This window comes from Pseudomonas sp. P108 (assembly GCF_032613195.1).
Classification (GTDB): Bacteria; Pseudomonadota; Gammaproteobacteria; order Pseudomonadales; family Pseudomonadaceae; genus Aquipseudomonas.
Genome location: NZ_CP126691.1, coordinates 835513 through 854493 on the forward strand (window position 1 = coordinate 835513; position 18981 = coordinate 854493).

Sequence of the window (18981 nt, forward strand, 5' to 3'; positions counted from 1 at the left end):
ATCCAAGAGAATCCCTGCATGAAGGTGTCTGTCTGGGCGACAGAGCGCGTAGTTGTCTGCAAGCACGCGTTGCTTGTTGCTCTGCTCTGGATATTGACGGGCGCGGCTGTCGCGCAGCCGCAAGCGCCGACGGGCATGGCCGAACAACGGGCCAAATCTGTCACTCAGGTTGTTCTTGGCATTCTCAGCTACGCGCGCTGGCCGGTGGAGCCTGCGCAGTTGCGCCTGTGCATCGTCGGCCCGACCGAGTACACCGATGATCTGGTCAAAGGCACCACGCAAGCCACTGGCCGACCGGTTACCGTACGTCGCTTGTTGGCCGACAACCCGGCCATCGTCAGCGAGTGCGATGCGGTGTACATCGGCAAACTCACTGCGGATGAACGCACTCGCTTGTTCGCTTCGCTGATTGGTCATCCAGTATTGAGCATCAGCGAAGGTGGCGATCAATGCACGGTCGGCAGCCTGTTCTGTCTGCGTGTTGGCGATGAGCAAGTGTCCTTCGAGGTCAATCTCGACTCCGTTGCCCGCAGCGGCGTGCGCATTCACCCCAGCGTGCTGCAATTGTCGCGTCGCAAACCGGCGGCGCCATGAACCTGTTCAGATCGAATAGCCGCCCAACGCTGGGTTCGGTCATCGGCCGAGGGCATTTGATTGTCGCGCTGGTGGGCGTGGCGATGGCCAGCGTTTCGCTGACGTTTCTCGGCGTACTGGCATTACGGGTGTACGCCGATCACAACCTGCACTTGATCGCCCGATCGATCAGCTACACCGTGGAAGCCGCAGTGGTGTTCAACGACAAGACCGCCGCCAACGAATCGCTGGCGCTGATTGCTTCCTCCGAAGAGGTCGCTGACGCCCAGGTACTGGACAGTCAGGGAAAACTGCTCGCGCATTGGCAACGCCCGGAAAACGGTTTGTTCTCTGAGCTGGAAATGCAGATCACCCGCGCAATCCTGGAAAAACCCATCAGCCTGCCGATCGAGCATCAGGACCGTGAAATCGGTCGTGTACTGCTCACCGGCCATGGTGGCAGCCTGATGCGCTTTCTGCTCAGCGGTCTGGCGGGGATCATCCTCTGCACCGCGATCAGCGCCTGGGTGGCGCTCTACCTGGCGCGTCGCCAGTTACGCGCGATCACCGGTCCTCTGCGCAGTCTGGCCAATGTGGCCCACGCCGCCCGCAGCGAACGAGCGCTGGATCGCCGCGTGCCGCCAGCGCAGATCGCCGAACTCGACAACCTCGGCAATGACTTCAACGCCTTGCTCGATGAACTGGAGTCGTGGCAAACCCATCTGCAAAACGAAAACGAAACCCTCGCTCACCAGGCCAGCCACGACAGCCTGACCGGTCTGCCGAACCGCGCCTTTTTTGAAGGGCGCTTGATCCGCGCGTTGCGCAATGCCGGCAAACACAATGAACGCGTTGCCGTTTTGTTTCTCGACAGCGACCGCTTCAAGGGGATCAACGACAACTTCGGTCACGCTGCGGGTGATGCTGTGCTGGTCGCCGTGGCCAATCGCATTCGCGCGCAATTGCGCGAAGAGGATCTGGTGGCGCGGCTGGGCGGTGACGAGTTCGCCGTGCTGCTCACGCCGCTGCACAAGGTCGAAGACGCCGAGCGCATTGCCGACAAGATCCTCGCCAGTATGGACATGCCCATCGCGCTGCCGGGCGACACCAGTGTCGTGACCTCGCTCAGTATCGGCATCGCGGTTTATCCCGATCATGGTGCCACGCCGGGCGCCTTGCTCGATGCTGCCGATGCGGCGATGTATCAAGCCAAGCGCCTGTCGCGCGGCGCCCAATTCACGGCCGGGGCGGAACTCCCGGTCGATTCCGTTCAAACCAGGAGCTGACTCTCGTGTTCCCACTGTCCATTCGATCTTTTTACGCTGTGCTGTTGATCGCCGTACTGGCCCTGACCGGTTGCCAGACCGCCCCGCAAAAAGGCCTGACCCCGGCGCAAGTCGCCGTTCTCAAACAACAGGGCTTTGAACTGACCGACGAGGGCTGGGAGTTTGGCCTGTCCGGCAAAGTGCTGTTTGGCAGCGACGTCGAAAGCCTGAACCCGCAAAGCACCGAGATCGTCGAGCGCATCGGTAAGGCCCTGCTGGGTGTCGGCATCGAGCGCGTGCGGGTCGATGGCCACACCGACGCATCGGGCAAAGAGACGTACAACCAGCAACTGTCCCTGCGCCGTGCGAAAAGTGTCGCCAACGTGCTGGGCACGGTCGGCATGAAGCAAGAAAACATCCAGCTGCAGGGCCTGGGCAGCAAAGAGCCAGTAGCCTCCAACGATACGGCGGCCGGTCGCACGGAAAACCGCCGGGTGTCGATTGTGGTCAGCGCCGACTAGTCGGCGAACTGCATGTCGCCGGTCTGCCCCATCAGCAGCGCCTGATTACGCTCGGTCACCTCACGGATGTAATCCCATAACAAGGTAATCCGCTTCAACTTGCGCAGATCCTCCCGGCAGTACATCCAGAACTGCCGGGTGATGTCGATGTCCTCCGGCAATACCGGCAGCAGGCGCGGATCCTGCGCGGCGAGGAAGCACGGCAGAATCGCCAGTGAGCGCCCTTGCTGCGCCGCGACGAACTGCGCGATCACGCTGGTGCTGCGCAAGTTGGCGCTGGCGCCCGGCAACACGTTCGCCAGGTACAGCAGCTCCGAGCTGAACGCCAGGTCATCCACATAACTGATGAATTGATGCTTGCCCAAGTCTGCCGGGCGGCGGATCGGTGGGTGTTTGTCGAGATATTCCTGAGTCGCATAGAGCTGCAAACGGTAGTCGCAGAGTTTGCAGCACACGTACGGCCCGTGCTCCGGGCGCTCCAGTGCAATGACGATGTCGGCCTCGCGCTTGGACAGGCTGATGAAGTGCGGCAGCGGCAGGATGTCCACCGAGATCGCCGGGTAAGCGTCGACGAAATGGCTCAGCTGCGGGGTGATGAAAAAACTGCCGAAACCTTCGGTGCAGCCCATGCGCACATGTCCAGAGAGTGCCACACCGGAGCCGGAGACTTGCTCGCAGGCCATGTGCAAGGTGCTTTCGATCGACTCGGCATAACCGAGCAAACGCTGGCCTTCGGTGGTCAGGACGAAGCCGCTGGTCCGTGACTTCTCGAACAGCAAAGTGCCCAATGCCGCTTCCAGCGAACTGATCCGCCGCGACACCGTGGTGTAGTCGACAGCCAGCCGCTTGGCGGCGGTACTGGCCTTGCGGGTGCGGGCGACTTCGAGGAAAAACTTGAGGTCGTCCCAGTTCAGCGAGCCTAGAGAGGTGATGTTTTTTTGCATGATGGACGGGCTTATATGTGCGTTCTTATTAGAAGTTTGCACATCTATACTCCAAAAACAGTCCGACAACCAATTCGCGACACACGCCTCATCTCAAGGCGAACCTTTCGCCTTGGCTCCTACGATAAAAACAAGTTTCGGAGACCAGCATGAACGCATCGCTTACGCCCAACGAAACCACGGTCCACAAGGTCAAGCTGCTGATCAATGGCGAATGGGTCGAGTCGCAGACCACCGAATGGCACGACATCGTCAACCCGGCGACCCAGCAAGTGCTGGCCAAAGTGCCGTTTGCCACCGCCGCTGAAGTCGACGCCGCCGTCAGCGCCGCCCAGCGCGCCTTCCAGACCTGGAAACTGACCCCGATCGGCGCACGCATGCGCATCATGCTCAAGCTGCAAGCGCTGATCCGCGAGCATTCCAAACGCATTGCGGTAGTGCTGAGCGCCGAGCAAGGCAAAACCATTGCCGATGCCGAAGGCGATATTTTCCGCGGCCTGGAAGTGGTCGAGCACGCCTGTTCCATCGGCACGCTGCAAATGGGCGAGTTCGCCGAAAACGTCGCGGGTGGCGTTGATACTTACACCCTGCGTCAGCCGATCGGCGTGTGCGCCGGCATCACGCCGTTCAACTTCCCGGCGATGATTCCGCTGTGGATGTTCCCGATGGCCATCGCCTGCGGCAACACCTTCGTCTTGAAACCTTCGGAACAGGATCCGCTGTCGACCATGTTGCTGGTCGAGCTGGCAATCGAGGCTGGCGTTCCGGCCGGTGTGTTGAACGTGGTTCACGGCGGTAAAGACGTGGTCGATGGCCTGTGCACGCACAAGGACATCAAAGCGGTGTCCTTCGTCGGTTCGACCGCTGTCGGCACCCACGTTTACGACTTGGCCGGCAAACACGGCAAGCGCGTGCAATCAATGATGGGCGCGAAGAACCACGCTGTGGTGCTGGCCGATGCCAATCGCGAACAAGCGCTGAATGCCTTGGTCGGCGCCGGTTTCGGTGCGGCCGGGCAACGTTGCATGGCCACCTCCGTGGTAGTGCTGGTCGGCGCGGCGAAACAATGGCTGCCGGATCTTAAAGCGCTGGCGCAGAAACTCACCGTCAACGCCGGCAGCGAGCCGGGCACTGACGTCGGCCCGGTGATCTCGAAAAAAGCCAAAGCACGAATTCTCGATCTGATCGAAAGCGGCATCAAGGAAGGCGCCAAGCTGGAGCTGGACGGTCGCGACATCAAGGTGCCGGGCTACGAGCAAGGCAACTTTGTCGGCCCGACTCTGTTCTCTGGCGTGACCACCGACATGCAGATCTACACCCAGGAAATCTTCGGCCCGGTGCTGGTGGTACTGGAAGTCGACACCCTCGATCAGGCGATTGCGCTGGTCAACGCCAACCCGTTCGGCAATGGCACCGGCCTGTTCACCCAGAGCGGTGCGGCGGCGCGTAAATTCCAGACTGAAATCGACGTGGGTCAGGTCGGCATCAATATCCCGATTCCAGTGCCGGTGCCATTCTTCAGCTTCACCGGTTCGCGCGGTTCGAAACTCGGCGACCTCGGCCCGTACGGCAAGCAAGTGGTGCAGTTCTACACGCAGACTAAAACGGTCACGGCGCGCTGGTTCGATGACGACAGCGTCAACGACGGCGTGAACACCACCATCAACCTGCGCTGAGGAACTGCCATGAAAATCGCATTTATCGGTCTGGGCAACATGGGCGCGCCGATGGCGCGCAACCTGATCAAGGCTGGCCACTCGCTGAATCTGGTCGATCTGAACAAAGCCGTGCTGGCGGAACTGGAACAACTGGGCGGCAGCATTCGCGCTTCGGCCCGTGAAGCAGCCGAAGACGCCGAACTGGTCATCACCATGCTGCCGGCGGCGGTGCATGTGCGCAGTGTCTGGCTCGGTGAGGACGGTGTGCTGGCTGGCATTCGCCAAGGTGTGCCCGCGGTGGATTGCAGCACCATCGATCCGCAGACGGCCCGCGATGTAGCGGCCGCTGCGGCGAAACAAGGCGTGGCCATGGCTGATGCGCCGGTGTCCGGTGGCACTGGCGGTGCAACTGCCGGGACGTTGACCTTCATGGTCGGCGCCACCCCGGAACTGTTCGCTACGCTGCAACCGGTGCTGGCACAGATGGGCCGCAACATCGTGCATTGCGGTGAAGTCGGCACCGGGCAGATCGCCAAGATCTGCAACAACCTGCTGCTGGCAATCTCGATGGTCGGCGTCAGTGAGGCGATGGCGCTGGGCGATGCACTGGGGATCGACACCTCGGTACTGGCCGCGATCATCAACAGTTCGACCGGGCGTTGCTGGAGTTCGGAGATGTACAACCCGTGGCCGGGAATTGTTGAAACCGCGCCGGCGTCCCGTGGTTATACCGGTGGGTTTGGTGCAGAACTGATGCTCAAGGATCTGGGGCTGGCGACGGAAGCGGCGCGTCAGGCGCATCAACCGGTGGTGCTCGGCGCGGTGGCGCAGCAGCTGTATCAGGCGATGAGTCAGCGTGGTGACGGCGGGAAGGATTTCTCGGCGATCATCAACAGCTATCGCAAGCCTGCAATTGAAGGGCAGCGCTGAACAAACTGTGGGAGCGAGCCTGCTCGCGATGACGGCGGTCGCTTCAACGAGGAAGTGACTGACCGTGCGCTTTCGCGAGCAGACTCGCTCCCACAGGGGATTTTTGGGTATCCGATATTGTTTGCCGGGAAATCACGTCGGGTGATTTCCCGGCTTTTTTGCATCAGGCAAACACGAAATATTTGCGCACGGTCTCGACCACTTCCCACGTGCCTTTCATGCCCGGTTCAACCACGAAGATATCGCCAGCACGCAGGTGAATCGGCGCCATGCCGTCCGGGGTGATCACGCAGTAGCCTTCCTGGAAATGGCAGTACTCCCACTTCACGTATTCAACGCGCCACTTACCCGGCGTGCAGATCCACGTGCCCATGATCTTGCTGCCGTCTTCGCTGGTGTAGGCGTTGAGGTTGACGGTGTGCGGGTCGCCTTCGAGTTTTTCCCATTTGCAGGCGTCGAGTACCGGCAACGGGTGGGTGTCGCGCAGAACGGTAATAGGGGCGGTCGCGGTCATGAGGACTCCGGGCTGTTGGCTATGAACTGAACTCGCACCCTATAGCGCTGCGCGCATGGACAGATGTCTGTGCTCGACATCCGGTTATCCATAAACGCTGCCGCTGTTCTACTGACAGGTGAGTAAACCCTCCGGCAAATTCATTTAACGGCAGTACTGATCTGGAACAACAGTTATGAAGTTATAACTATTTTACTTGTCCGGATTTTGTTTTTTGTACGTCTGTGCTGCTACGGCTTAGTTGCTCACGATATGCCGTCTTCTAGAGCGCGCGGACGCTCCACCATACCCCGTCTTTGTTAAGTAAATATGTCGTTCGACGGTGACGTTCCGCACCAATCAGGTGCGGCGATTGCGGGGTTTTTCAGACTTTTTCCAAGTTGTAAAAAAACCTTGAATAGTTCGTTGACTCTCCCCTTAAGGGCAGAGTTTAGATTTCCGCCGCGTGAGAAGTTGCTGTGGGAAAAGTTACTTTTCATAAGTCGAATTCATGAAGTAGCCACGACATATAGGGAGATAGAAATGAACAATCCATTGGACTTGGAACATGTCATTGCCAGCACTCGCGAGATCCTGGCACAGCTGTTGGTGATGGGCGCGGATGAGATCGATGAGGACAGCAGCATCGTCGAGGATCTGGGTGCCGATTCGCTGGACATCGTCGACTTGAGCTTCCAGTTGGGCCGACAGTATGGCTGCACACTGCCGAAAACCAGCGTGCTGGATCATGCGGTGGCTGTTTGCGGCGACGCCGGTGAGTTCCTCGTCAACGGTCGCATCACGGAAAGCGGCAAAGCCCTGCTTGAGCAAAGCCTGAGTGCCTACACCCCGGATCAGTTGAAGGCCGGTATGCAACCGGCTCAGGTTTTTGCCGCCACCACCGTACGCAACTGGGCCAATCAGTGCCGCAACCTGTTCAACTACCTGCCGGCCACCTGCCCGGATTGCAACGCCCATCAGGCGGTTCTGAACGAGCGCCAACAAGTGGTCTGCGGCGCCTGCAGTGCGCGCCTTGTGCCGGCCGATGGTGATGAAGTGTCCCGTCAATTGGTTGAGCAGTTTGTGACCACTCACGCCAAAGAAGCGGTGTAGGAGTTCTCATGCGGGCACGAGAAGTCTATGTGAGCGGGTTCGGCCTGGTGGCGCCCATGGCGCTGGACGCTGCCACGTTGTTCGAGCGGATTTGCCGGAAGCAATCCTGTGTCCGCGAACATCCCCGGTTCAAGGCGCTGGGATTTCGCAACAGCGCTGCCGGGTTTATCGATGACGCGCAGTGGCAGCAGATCGGTGCCGGTTTCGGCGGTAACGCGGCGCTGCACCCGCGACAAAGTGTGCTGGCGGAGTACGTCGCCCGGCAGGCGCTGGAGCATGCCGGCCTGACACCGGCAGATTTTGCCCACAGTCGCAGCGGTCTGTTTCTGGGCGCCAACAAGTACTGTGCCGACAGCCACGACCTGCATCGTGTCAGCCGTTGCATGAATGAGGCGGGGCGCGTCGACCTCGACCGTCTGTTGGATCATCCGCCATCGCCCGGCGCGATCTTCAACAAACGGGTCGATCAACAAACACAACACCTGGCCGATCGGCTTGGTATCCGCGATCACATCTCGACCCATTCCGATGCCTGTGCCGCGGGCACCATGGCCATCGGCAGTGCTTACCGGGCCATCGAGCGCGGTGAGATCGATCTGGCCATTTGTGGTGCCGTCGAGTTGATGGCCAACGAATTGCCCTACTACATGTTCAACAGTCTCGGCGCGCTCTGTCAGGCCGACTTGCCGGCGAGCGAACAAAGCCGCCCGTTCATGCCTGACCGCAGTGGTTTTGTGCTCAGCGAGGGGGCGGCCATGGTCGTTCTCGAATCCGCTGAACACGCCCAACGACGCAAGGCTGCGCCACTGGGCCGGGTGCTCGGTTACGCGAATGTCTGCGAGGCGCAGAAAATGACCTCCAGCAGCCGGGATGGCAGCAAATACGAGGAATGCATGGAAGCTGCAATCGAAGATGCGGGGCTGCTGCGCAGTGCCGTGCAACACGTCAACACTCACGGCACCTCCACCCAGGCCAACGACAGTTGTGAAGCGCTGGCCTTGCAGCGGTTGTTTGGCGGCTGCCAGGACTTCATGACCTTCACCGCCAACAAATCAGCCGTCGGCCATTCATTGGCCGGCAGCGGCGCAATCGAAGCCGTGCTGTCGCTGATGAGCCTGCGTGACGGTGTGCTGTTACCTACCTTGAATTACGACCCTGAACGTGCCGAATACCCATCGCTGAAGTTTCTGAGCGAGCCGCTTCGCCAGTCGATCAATGTGGTGATGTCCAACTCGTTCGGTTTCGGCGGTATCAACAGTTCGCTGGTTCTGGGAAGGGCATGACATGAACAGAGCCATCTATCTGCACGCCGCTGCTGTCCTGAATACGGCTGGCAGCGAATGTGCCGACTTGCTCGGCACACCGCGTTCTGCACAGCCACTGGCCTTTGATACGCGACGTCTGGCCTTTGCATTGCCGACGCCGCGTCTGGCGAGCGATTTGTTCGATCGCAAGATCCAGCGCAGCGTCGAGCCGCAGGGTTTGCGTCTACTGCATTGCGCAGCACGGCTGGCACCATCGCTGGCGGCGCTGCAAGTGCCCGCCTCGCGCGTTGCGCTGACCGCGGCCATTCCCGAAGTCGACGCACCGAGCCCTTGTTGGGACGCGGTGCAGGCGATCATCGAACAGCCACACAAACAACTCGGCCAATTGTTGGCCAACACGCCGCCCTTGCATGCGCTGACCCTGCTCAACAGCAGCGTAATGGCGTATGTGGCCGAAGCGCTCGATTGCCACGGGCCCATGGGGGGCTTCTGTTCCCAGGACAACGCCGGGCTGGATGCGCTGATCGAAGCCAGCCAGCAGATTGGCGAGCGGCATGCCGACGCCGCGCTGGTGGTCAGCAGCAGTCCGAACCTGACACCGGCCCTGTACCTGCGCGAGCCGGATCAGGCGAACGAGCCGGTTTTCGGTGAGGGCGCCGCGGCGCTGTTGCTGGCGTCAACACCACCCGCGGATACGACACACGTCTTGCGCGTAGCCGGGTTCGCTCGGGGTTACAGCGCGGATCCGCAACGTTCTTTAGCCGTAGGCCAGCGCGTGATCGACCAGGCCTTGAGTCTGGAGAAACTGCGCGTGGGCGACGTCGAACAGGTGGTCGGCAATTGCGCTGACGGGCAGTTGATGAAGTTGCTCGAAGCCTTCCCGCGCGAGATTCGCAGTACCCGCGCCATGACCGGTGAACTGGGCGCCAGCGGCTTGCTGACTGAAGTAGCCCTGACCTTGCACCTCAGTCATGAGACGACAGCGACGCCAGGCTACACGCTGCTTGTCAGCCACACTCGCGCCGGTCACTGGGGCGCGTTGCTGTTGAGCAGTGAAACCATGGAGAAGCACGCATGAGTGCGACACGGATTGTGATCACCGGCATGGGTGCCGTCACCGGTTTCGGTTTCGAATGGCAGACCCTCTGGGAAAAAATGCTCGGCGCCGAACATTGCGTGCGGCCATGGCAGCCGGACGACTTGCAAGAGGCCTCGTTCGCGGTGCGTTATGCAGCGCCCGTCGACATGAGCCTGTTGCCGGAAAAACTCCACAGCCACGCGGCCTGGACCCTGCCACTGGAGAAACGCAGCCGCTTTGGCTGGGTGGCCGCCACGCAAGCCGTCAACGACAGTGGCCTGCAACCGGAGCAATTGCGCGGCGCAGCGGTTCTGTGTGCCTCTGGCGCGCCGCAACACATGCTCGCCGACATGCTCCTGACCGCCGCCCCGGATGGCGCTGCCCCGGGCTGGCAGCACTTGATGCCGCGTGCCGGGCAAGTAAATGCCGATGGCTCGCTGCGTCAGAGCAACGACCGGCTGGCGCGAGTAATCGCCGACGATCTGGGCTGCGAAGGCCCCGTGATCAATATCAGCAGTGCCTGTGCGGGTGCCTCCCAAGCGATCGGTAATGCCTTTCAGATGATCCGTCGTGGCGAAGTCAGCGTAGCGCTGGCCGGCGGGGCCGACTCGGTGCTCAATCTCGACACCATGGCTGCGCTGTACCTGCTCGGCGCCGCTTCGGGAGAGCAACGCTGGGGCGCCGACCTGTGTCGGCCGTTCGATCGTGACCGCAGCGGGCTGATCGCCGGCGAAGGCGGCGGTTTTGTCGTCCTCGAAAGCCTGGAACACGCCTTGGCGCGGGGCGCCACACCCTATGCCGAAGTGCTGGGTTTCGGCAGCAGCCTGGACGCTTATAAAGTCACCGCACCACAACCCGAAGGACGCGGCGCGGCGCTGGCGATGCAGGCCGCACTCGACGACGCCGGGCTACGCCCGCAGCAGATCGATCTGATCAACGCCCACGGCACCTCGACGCCGCTCAACGACGTGGCCGAAACCCTCGCGATCAAAAGTGTGTTTGCCGAGCACAAGCATTATCAAGCCTTGGCTGTCAGTGCCAACAAATCGCAGTTCGGTCACCTGATCGCGGCGGCCGGCGCACCCGAATGCATCGTCACCGCATTGGCCTGCCTGAACGATCTGGTCACGCCCACGGTGAACCTGCACGACGCCGACGAACAGTGTGATCTGGATTATTGCGCCGGTCAGGCCGTCAGTCGTCGCGTGGATTACGCACTGAGCAATTCTTTCGGTTTTGGCGGCCTCAACACCTCGCTGGCCCTTGGCAAATATCGGGAGCACGGACAATGAGCAATGCCTCTGCACGTATCGCCATCACCGGCAGCGGCTGTGTGTTGCCCACCGGCTGGGGTGTCGAGCGTTTCTGGTCGGCAGCCCGCGAAGGTCGCAGCGCGATCTCGGCCTTGCAGTCGCCGCTTTTCCACAGTGAGCGTGTCGTCGCGTTCGGTCACGTCGCTGAGGACGATCATCAACGCAGTCGCCAGGACGTTGCACAAAACCTCCAGCGTTATTGTCCGCCGGCAGTGATCTGGGGCGTCAGCGCCGTGCGTCAGGCACTGGCCGAGGCAGGGCTTGAGCCGGGCCGCGACGACGTACGTTTTGGTCTCTATTGCTGCCAGGGCGGTTACACCCATCCGTCGCTCGCTTCTTACGGCGAACTGTTGCATGAGTGTCAGACCGAGACCGGTGCCGACATGCAGCGTCTGGCCAAACGCGTATTGCAGGAGCGCGCGCTCGACCCGTTTCTGGTCCTCAAAAGCCTCAGCAACGGTTTGCTCGGGGTGGTCAGTCTGGCGTTGAAACTGGAGTGCGAAAGCAACGCTTACATGCAAGGCGTCGCCGGCAATCTGGCGGCGCTACGCGAGGCCTGCGCCGCGCTGCAAAGCGGTCGAGTGGATGCGGCCATTGTGGTCGGCGCCGGCAGTGAACTTGATCCGCTGGCGCTGGCTGCACTGGCCGAGGCTGGCGTGATCAGCACCGACGCTTCGCCAAGTCTGCGCGCTTTTGATCGCCGCGGCCGTGGTGGTATTGCCGGCGAAGGCGCGGCAGCGTTGGTACTGCGCCGCGCCGATGATCTGCCGGCAGGCCCGCAAACCTGCCTGACGGCGCTCTTCGCCCACCCTCGTCTGGATTCGCTGAACCTGCCGGACAAACAAGTGGATCTGCTGATCAGCAGCGCCACTGGCGATCCGCACAAGGATGCCGATCTGGCTCGCACCCTGGCACGAACCGGCGCCGCACACATCACCAGCAGCACAGCACTGACCGGCATGCTCAGCGGTGCGCCCAGCCTGGTTGATCTGATCCTCGCCAGGCAGGCGTTGCAGGCGCAAAGCATTCCGCCGGTCAGTGGTCTGGAACAACCTGTGGATGCGCACCTGCCGTTCGTGATCGGCGGGCCGCGCGATGCCGTGCTGCACGATTGCCTGGTCATGAACCGCGACGACAACGGCTTCAGTGCCGGCTACCAACTCGAATTTCACGCGGCTGACTGACCGTCCGCACGCAACGAAACGCAGCTGATTTTTTACTCAAGGGATAGAACTGTCATGGATTACCGCGATTACGTACGGCCGAAATTCGTTGAATTGATGCAGGCTCTGGGCCTCGAATGTCAGTTCCACAGAGCGCTGGGCAGCAAACTGTTTTACCGCGATCGCCAGGGCGATGAAGTAACCGTCACCGACTTCCTCGGTGGTTATGGCGCCGCGCTGTATGGCCACAACGATCCGCAGTTTGTCGATCAACTCGTCGACCTGTTGCGTGCCGATGTCCCGTTCAACGCGCAGATGTCGGTGCGCGGTGCGGCCGGTCAATTGGGGCGCGAACTCAGTGAAGCGTTCAACCGTGAACTGAACAACAGCGAGCGCTACATTTCGACCTTCTCCAACAGTGGCGCCGAGTCGGTGGAGATCGCCGTCAAGCACGCCGAATACCGTCGTCAGAAAAACCTGCAGACGCAATTCGACGAGCGCGACTTCGCCCTCGCCAATCTGGTTGCCAGCGACAAGGCTTATGTCGAGCTGGACATCGACGATCTCGATTTGCCAGCCGGTCTGCTGCCGCAGAATCTGTCCTGCGTCACCGTGCGCCAAGTGGCCGAAGCGGTGCGTCAGCACAACCTGGCGCAGCTGCATGTCGAGCCGGTGTTCCTGGCTGTGCGCGGCAGCTTCCACGGCAAACTGGTGAACACCGTTCAGTTGACCTATGGCAAGCAGTACCGCAAACCGTTCGCCCGTTTCGGCCTCAACGTCGAGTTCATCGACCCGCAGCAACCTCAGCAATTGCAAGAGCTGCCGGCCCGTCACGTGCGTCACTGGCTGAGCCTGGAATGGAGCGGCGAAACCCTGCAAGTGCGCCGCGAAGCATTCAGCGCGATCACGGCGGTATTGCTCGAGCCGATTCAGGGCGAGGGTGGCATCAACGAGTTCGCCAATGAGTTTTATCTGGGCCTGCGGCGTCTGTGCAACGAACAGCAATGCCCGCTGATCATCGATGAAGTGCAATCGGGTTTCGGCCGCACCGGCACCTTGCTCGGCGCCAGCCATTTCAACTTGCAGGGTGATTACTACTGCCTGTCGAAAGCGCTCGGCGGTGGCTTGATGAAGATTGCCGCGACGGTGATTCGCGCCAGCCACTACGAAAACGATTTCAGCTACATCCACAGTTCGACCTTTGCCGAAGATGATGCGTCCTGCCATATCGCTCTGTCGGCCTTGCGCCGTCTGTTCGAGAACGACAGCGCGATGCTCAAGGACGTGAACAAGAAGGGCGAGTACCTCAAGGCTTCGCTGCTGGAACTCAAAGCGGCCTACCCGGACGTGATCGCCGACGTGCGTGGTCGCGGCTTGCTGCTGGGTTTTGAATTGCACGACCTGACCGGCACCAGTTCGCTGGTTCAGGCTTCGGCGCAGTACAACGATGCGCTGGGCTACATCATTGCCGGCTACCTGCTGCAATTCGAATCCCTGCGCGTGGCGCCTTCGGGCAGCAACGCCAATGTGATTCGTCTGGAACCGCCGGTGTGCATCACCTTCGAAGAAATCGACGGCTTGATCGGCTCCCTGCAGAAAGTCTGCGACATGCTGCGCCGCCGCGATGCTTTCCCGCTGGCCGCCGGTGTGTGTGCCGACAGCATCGCGGACGTGCCAGCGCGCGAGGTCAGCTTCAAGGAGACTGAAACCCGCCCAAAGTCTGACGAGAACGTGCGCGTGGTGGCGCGCGTGGCGTTCATCAACCATTTGATTGATTCGGACATGCTCAGCGACGTCGATCCTTCACTGTCGACCCTCAGCGCTCAACAGAAACGTGAGTTCATCAAGCGCATGGCCCCCGAGCGCCGAGCCGCGCCCATCGGCCCGGTGCAGATCCGCTCGAAACTCGGCACTGCCGTGGAATTCACCCTGTACCCGCTGTGCATGGATTCCGATGCCATGGCGGCGTACATCGCCAGCGGCGATCTGCAAACCATCCGCGAAGAAGTCGGCAACCGCATCAAGGATGCCCGCGCCGATGGTTACAGCGTCGCCGGGCTGGGCATGTATACCTCGATCGTCACCAACAATTGCCAGGCGCTGCAGATCCCCGACATGGCGCTGACTTCCGGTAACGCCCTGACCATCGGCATGGGCCTGGAAGCCATCGAACAAGGCTGCAAGCAGCAAGGCCTTGAGCTGGGCGAGCAGACTGCCGCAGTGGTCGGTGCCGCCGGCAACATCGCCTCGACCTACGCCTCGCTGCTGTCGACCAGCGTCGAGCACCTGATCCTTATCGGTAGCGGCCGCGACGGTTCCTTGCGTCGTCTGGAAAAAACCGCGCAACTGATTTACGCCGAAGCCGCCCGTGCGATTCTCAAGGGTGTCGCCGAGCACGACCGTCTTGCCCGTCGCTTGCAGCAAATCGACGGTATTGATGCGCTGTTGCAGGCCCACGGCAGCAGTGCCGATCTGGGGCTGCGCGTAGCGAAACTGGTCGAAGAACGCTTGGGTGCGAACGCCTTCATCACCGTCAGCAACGATCTTGATGTGCTGAAACAGGCACGCATCGTGCTCTGCGCGGCGAACGCACCGCAGCCGTTTCTCTTTGCCGAGCACTTCGCCGAAAACAGTGTGATCTGCGACATCGCCGTTCCGCTGAACGTTGACCAGAATCTCGCCAGTCAACGTAGCGACGTGCTCTACATGCACGGCGGCATCGTGCAGACGCCGCTGGGTGATGGCCTGGTGAAAAACGTTCGCGCCTATCTCAAGCAAGGTCAGTTGTACGCGTGCATGGCCGAGTCGGTGCTGATGGGCCTGTCCGGGATGAAACAGCACTACTCCTATGGCGACATCAGCCGCGAGCAAGTGCAGCAGATTCGTGCACTGGCGGCGACTCACGGTTTCACCCTCGCGCAGTTCAAAACCGACAACTCGCTTTAAGGAACGGTCATGCCGAATAAAGTAGCAGTGGTGACCGGTGGCAGTCGTGGCATCGGTCGGGCGATTGTCCTGGCCCTGGCCGGGGCGGGTTATCAGATCGCGTTCAGTTACGTGCGCGATGAAGTCGCGGCAATGACCTTGCGCGATGAAGTTCAGGCGTCGGGCATCGATTGCCTGGCGTTGCAGTGCGATGTCAGCAGCGGCGACAGCATCAAGGCGTTTTTCCAGCGGGTCGATCAGCATTTTCAGCGTATCGATCTGTTGGTTAACAACGCCGGCATCACTCGCGATGGTTTGCTGGCGACGATGTCGGCGCGGGATCTGGTCGAGGTGATCCAGACCAACCTGATCGGCACGATGCTCTGCTGTCAGCAGGTGGTGCCGGGCATGTTGCGCCAGCGCAGCGGTTGCATCGTCAACATCAGTTCGGTGGCGGCGCAGAAGCCCGGCAAAGGCCAAAGCAACTATGCCGCTGCCAAGGGCGGGGTCGAATCGTTGACCCGTGCCTTGGCGGTGGAGCTGGCGCCGCGCAACATTCGCGTCAACGCGGTCGCCCCGGGCATCGTCAAGACCGAGATGAGCACGGCGCTGATCGGCAGTCAGGAAGAAGAAATCCAGTCGCGCCTGCTGATCAAACGCTACGCCGAACCTGAAGAAATTGCCGAAGCGGTGCTGTACCTTGCCGATCGCGGTTTGTACCTGACCGGGGAGGTCCTGTCGGTTAACGGCGGGTTGAAAATGCCATGAGCCGGACCATTCTGATCACCGGAGCAGCCAAAGGCATCGGCCGCGCGGTCGCCGAGAACTTTGCCGCCGAGGCTGGCAATCGCCTGATTCTGCTGGATCTCGATCTGGCCGAACTGCAGCGCTGGGTCGATGAGCAACAGGAGCAGATCCAGGCGCGGGTCGAAACCCATGCGGCGAACATTGCCGACCTGCCAGCCATGCAAGCGTTGTTCAAGACACTCGGCTCGCAAGTCGAGTACGTCGACGTGCTGGTCAACAGTGCAGGCATTTGCAACGAGAACGAGCCGGAGGATCTGCACAACTGGCACAAGGTGATTTCGGTCAACCTCAACGGCACGTTCTACGTGACCTCGCTGTGTCTGGCGCTGATGCCCGACCGTGGGCGGATCATCAACATGTCGTCGATCCTCGGCCGTGCCGGCAAGGTGCGCAACACTGCGTACTGCGCGTCCAAGCACGGCATTGTCGGCATGACCAAGGCGCTGGCACTGGATCTCGCTTCGCGGCAAATCACCGTCAATGCGATTCTGCCGGCGTGGATCGATACGCCGATGTTGCAGGGTGAACTGGCGACGCAAGCGGCGATTGCCGGGCTGACCCAGGAGCAGATCGTACGCAACGCGAAGAAGAAACTGCCGATGCGCCGTTTCATCCAGAGCGAAGAAGTGGCGGCGATGGTGCGTTACCTGGCCAGCCCCGAGGCTGGTGGGGTGACTGCCCAGAGTCTGGTGATCGATGGCGGTGTCGGGTTGGGAATGTAACGATGCCTCGATTTCACAACAGTCACATCGTGGGTGCGGTGTGGGCGTGCATGGCTGCGCCTATCGCGATGGCCGAATTGACCGTCGATGATCTCAAGCCCGATTACGCCGACGGTGAAGTCGGCGTGGCCACGGCTGTGCGCCTGCACGGTGACGATCAGGTCACGCAGAAAGCCGTGTATTTCAAGGCCAACCTGGAAGACAACTGGGAGGGCGGTTACTACAAGGCCAAGGGCCGCGTGCGTTACGACGCGCGCTATGACGGCAACAATCCGTACAGCGAACGGGCGCGGGACAAGTACCGTTTCGACGCCGATTGGCGGCACCTCTACGTCGGCCATTCGCTGGGTGACGGCGAAGTGACGGTGGGCTGGCAGCAAGTGGTCTGGGGCCGCGCGGATGAATTGCGTGTGCTCGATCAGATCAACCCGCTGGACTATCGCGACGGTCTGACGCCGCTGCTCGAAGACAGCCGCATCGCCGTGCCCATGGTGCGCTTTGCACAACCGGTGGGCGAGTGGGAACTGGAGGCGCTGTGGATCACTGACTTCGTGAAAAACCAGGCGCCGGTTGAGGGCAGTGAATTTGCCGCGCCACTGTTTGCCGCGCCGGACCCGCAGTATTTTCTGCTCGACTCCAAGCCCGGCTATGACGGCGACAAGGGCTATTCCTATGGCCTGAGCGCCAACGGCCGGATCGGCGCGGTGGACACCAGTTTTGTTGCCTTGAGCGCCCGTCAGCAAGACCCGGTGTACGCCGTCGAAGGCCTCGCCGATGACGGTCGTACGCGACTGGAACGGCAGTTTCCCCGTTACACCATGGGCGGTGCGGGGCTGGCGATCGACGCCGGGCACAGCATCGTGGTACGCAGCGAGGTCGCGTATTTCGACAACTGGCGCGTGACCAATCCGACCCGCGCCTACGGTGCCGACAGCACGCCCATGGTCAAGTCGCTGCTGGGTGTCGACTACCTGTTGCGCGACTGGCTGATCTCCGCGCAGTGGCAGGAGCAGGTGTTGCTCGACTGGCAGGACGGCATGTTGCAGGACAAACACGAACCGCTGTTCACCCTGTCGGCCGAAGGCACCCATTGGCAGGACCGCCTCAAGAGTCGTCTGGTGGTCGCTGGCTCACCGCCGTTTCAGGACGACGCCTTGCTGCAAGGCATCTTCACCTACAAGCCGGTCGACTACATCAAGCTCGGCTTGGAAGTCGACGTGTTCTTCGGCAGGCCCGAGAAGACTTTCGGCGAGTACAGCAAGCGCGATCAAGTGCGGCTGTCGGCCGGCTATCTGTTCTGACCCATCACGCCTGCCGCTCTCGCGCGCAGGTGCATTCATCCAACGAAAAGGAAGTTGTCATGTTGCCGTTTTTGAAAAGTCTGACCACCGCCGCTTTGATCCTTGGCAGCGCTTGCGCCAGTGCCGCCGAGGCCGGCAATGCCGATGAGATCATCCGTCAGGTGCGCGATCGCAATGACGGGAACAGCTTCATGTCCCAGGTTTCGCTGATCCTGCATGACAAGAAAGGCAATACCCGCGTTCGCGAGTTCACCTACCTGCAAAAGGATTACGCGGACAGCGACAAGTTCAGCATGTACTTTTCCGCGCCGACTGACGTGCGTGACGTTGCCTTCCACATCGAAAACCCGCACGAAACCCTCGGCCTGGAAGACAGCCAGTGGATGTACCTGCCAGTCAGCCGCCAGACCCGCCGCATCTCCACTACCGACAAGCGCGGCTCGTTCATGGGCAGTGAGTATTCGTACGCCGATCTGGACAAGATCCGCGTTAAAGACTATTCGCAGAAACTCGTCGGCGAAGAACAGATCAAGGGCCGCGACTGCTACGTGATCGAGCGCGAACCGGCATCTCCCGAGGTGCTGGCCAAGACCGGTTACAACAAGCTGAAGGTGTGGATCGACAAGCAGAATTTCCTGGTCATGCGTCAGGATTTCTTCGACGTCAAAGGTGTGCTGATCAAGCAGATGCGCACGCAGAAAGTCGCGACCATCGACTCGATCGACAGCATCGTGCTCAGTGAGACTGAGCATTTCATCGACGGCACCCGTTCGGAAATGCGCTTCAACCAGTTGCAGTACAACGTCTCGCTGGAAGATCGCCTGTTCACCCAGACCGCCATCAAGCGCGGGCTGAAAACCGGTGACCTGCCGGAATTTGCCGTGTCTGCCCGCTAAGCGCCGCCCCCGAC

General features: G+C 61.0%; 17 protein-coding genes. 15 read left to right on the forward strand and 2 right to left on the reverse strand.

The window, feature by feature from the left end; translation table 11 throughout:
• Positions 1-18: 18 nt before the first annotated feature.
• The 3 genes from QOM10_RS03520 to QOM10_RS03530 are packed head-to-tail and all read left to right on the forward strand — an operon-like array spanning position 19 to position 2359.
• The gene (locus tag QOM10_RS03520; RefSeq protein WP_038357433.1) at positions 19-594 is read left to right on the forward strand and encodes a YfiR family protein; all 576 of its coding nucleotides are present in this window, start codon (positions 19-21) and stop codon (positions 592-594) included.
• Entirely contained in the window at positions 591-1859 is a 1269-nt protein-coding gene (locus QOM10_RS03525; RefSeq protein WP_316917579.1) for a diguanylate cyclase domain-containing protein, read from the forward strand. Before QOM10_RS03520 ends, QOM10_RS03525 begins: the two co-directional genes overlap by 4 nt.
• Before the next feature lie 5 nt (positions 1860-1864).
• Positions 1865-2359 (forward strand): OmpA family protein, encoded by a 495-nt coding sequence (locus tag QOM10_RS03530; protein WP_127925736.1) that lies wholly within the window; start codon positions 1865-1867, stop codon positions 2357-2359.
• Here QOM10_RS03530 and QOM10_RS03535 read toward each other — a convergent pair.
• Entirely contained in the window at positions 2356-3303 is a 948-nt protein-coding gene (locus QOM10_RS03535) for a LysR family transcriptional regulator (RefSeq protein WP_150749655.1), read from the reverse strand. The genes QOM10_RS03530 and QOM10_RS03535 overlap by 4 nt on opposite strands.
• Before the next feature lie 149 nt (positions 3304-3452).
• Here QOM10_RS03535 and QOM10_RS03540 point away from each other — a divergent pair, with 149 nt between their 5' ends.
• Positions 3453-4979 carry a CoA-acylating methylmalonate-semialdehyde dehydrogenase gene (locus QOM10_RS03540; RefSeq protein ID WP_316917580.1) on the forward strand — a complete coding sequence of 509 codons (1527 nt, stop codon included), beginning with the start codon at positions 3453-3455 and terminating at the stop codon, positions 4977-4979.
• A 9-nt stretch (positions 4980-4988) separates the two neighbouring features.
• Positions 4989-5891: a 3-hydroxyisobutyrate dehydrogenase gene (gene mmsB, locus QOM10_RS03545; protein ID WP_150749638.1), complete on the forward strand. Its 903-nt coding sequence runs from the start codon at positions 4989-4991 to the stop codon at positions 5889-5891.
• Positions 5892-6054: 163 nt separating this feature from the next.
• Here the strand turns inward: mmsB and QOM10_RS03550 are convergent, their stop codons facing one another.
• Positions 6055-6405, reverse strand: coding sequence for a cupin domain-containing protein (locus QOM10_RS03550; RefSeq protein WP_122589396.1), 351 nt, complete (start codon positions 6403-6405; stop codon positions 6055-6057).
• A gap of 522 nt (positions 6406-6927) precedes the next feature.
• Here QOM10_RS03550 and QOM10_RS03555 point away from each other — a divergent pair.
• The 10 genes from QOM10_RS03555 (at position 6928) to QOM10_RS03600 (ending at position 18967) form a co-directional block, all read left to right on the forward strand.
• Positions 6928-7497, forward strand: coding sequence for an acyl carrier protein (locus tag QOM10_RS03555; protein ID WP_150749637.1), 570 nt, complete (start codon positions 6928-6930; stop codon positions 7495-7497).
• Positions 7498-7505: 8 nt separating this feature from the next.
• Positions 7506-8780 carry a beta-ketoacyl-[acyl-carrier-protein] synthase family protein gene (locus tag QOM10_RS03560; RefSeq protein WP_316917581.1) on the forward strand — a complete coding sequence of 425 codons (1275 nt, stop codon included), beginning with the start codon at positions 7506-7508 and terminating at the stop codon, positions 8778-8780.
• A gap of 1 nt (position 8781) precedes the next feature.
• Entirely contained in the window at positions 8782-9840 is a 1059-nt protein-coding gene (locus tag QOM10_RS03565; RefSeq protein WP_316917582.1) for a beta-ketoacyl synthase, read from the forward strand.
• On the forward strand, positions 9837-11132 hold the full coding sequence (locus tag QOM10_RS03570; RefSeq protein ID WP_150749634.1) for a beta-ketoacyl-[acyl-carrier-protein] synthase family protein: 1296 nt from the start codon (positions 9837-9839) through the stop codon (positions 11130-11132). Before QOM10_RS03565 ends, QOM10_RS03570 begins: the two co-directional genes overlap by 4 nt.
• Positions 11129-12337, forward strand: a complete 1209-nt coding sequence (locus QOM10_RS03575) for a beta-ketoacyl synthase N-terminal-like domain-containing protein (RefSeq protein WP_316917583.1) — start codon at positions 11129-11131, stop codon at positions 12335-12337. The genes QOM10_RS03570 and QOM10_RS03575 overlap by 4 nt, the downstream gene beginning before the upstream one ends.
• A gap of 54 nt (positions 12338-12391) precedes the next feature.
• Entirely contained in the window at positions 12392-15262 is a 2871-nt protein-coding gene (locus QOM10_RS03580) for an aminotransferase class III-fold pyridoxal phosphate-dependent enzyme (protein ID WP_316917584.1), read from the forward strand.
• Between the two features lie 9 nt (positions 15263-15271).
• Positions 15272-16009: a 3-oxoacyl-ACP reductase family protein gene (locus QOM10_RS03585; RefSeq protein ID WP_316917585.1), complete on the forward strand. Its 738-nt coding sequence runs from the start codon at positions 15272-15274 to the stop codon at positions 16007-16009.
• Positions 16006-16770 carry an SDR family NAD(P)-dependent oxidoreductase gene (locus QOM10_RS03590; RefSeq protein ID WP_316917586.1) on the forward strand — a complete coding sequence of 255 codons (765 nt, stop codon included), beginning with the start codon at positions 16006-16008 and terminating at the stop codon, positions 16768-16770. The genes QOM10_RS03585 and QOM10_RS03590 overlap by 4 nt, the downstream gene beginning before the upstream one ends.
• A 68-nt stretch (positions 16771-16838) precedes the next feature.
• On the forward strand, positions 16839-18071 hold the full coding sequence (locus QOM10_RS03595) for a DUF1302 family protein (RefSeq protein WP_410479218.1): 1233 nt from the start codon (positions 16839-16841) through the stop codon (positions 18069-18071).
• Between the two features lie 59 nt (positions 18072-18130).
• On the forward strand, positions 18131-18967 hold the full coding sequence (locus QOM10_RS03600) for an outer membrane lipoprotein-sorting protein (RefSeq protein ID WP_160038213.1): 837 nt from the start codon (positions 18131-18133) through the stop codon (positions 18965-18967).
• Positions 18968-18981 lie beyond the last annotated feature (14 nt).